Source organism: Pseudoalteromonas sp. GW168-MNA-CIBAN-0100 (assembly GCF_040309225.1).
Lineage (GTDB): Bacteria > Pseudomonadota > Gammaproteobacteria > Enterobacterales > Alteromonadaceae > Pseudoalteromonas > Pseudoalteromonas arctica.
Window position 1 is genome coordinate 1 of the sequence record NZ_JBEOOL010000249.1, and the last position, 351, is coordinate 351.

The window sequence follows — 351 nt, forward strand, 5'->3', positions numbered from 1 at the left end:
TACAACCGGTCACCATAAATGGTGGCATGGAAATGCGTTCTTGGTATGATATTAAATCAATAGAATTAGATAAACGTGCCGATGAGCAAGGTGTAAGAGATTCTGCCGCTAAAGTAGAGCAACTTATTAACCAAGAAATAGCCAATGGTATTTCTGCTGATAAAATTATTTTAGCGGGTTTTTCCCAAGGTGGCGTTGTAGCTTTGCATTTAGCCCCACGTTTTGAGCAAAAGCTGGCGGGTGTAATGGCGCTTTCAACCTATATGTGTGTACCAGAAAAGCTGGCAGATGAAGCACTACACACAGATTTAAATATTTTTATGGCGCATGGCAGTCAAGATAATGTAGTAC

The 351-nt window shown here is 40.5% G+C and carries 1 protein-coding gene; it reads left to right on the top strand.

Going from position 1 to position 351, the window contains the following annotated elements; translation table 11 throughout:
* Window positions 1–351 (top strand): dienelactone hydrolase family protein (locus AAEY62_RS20960; protein ID WP_350636243.1); only part of this gene is annotated, 351 nt, incomplete at both ends.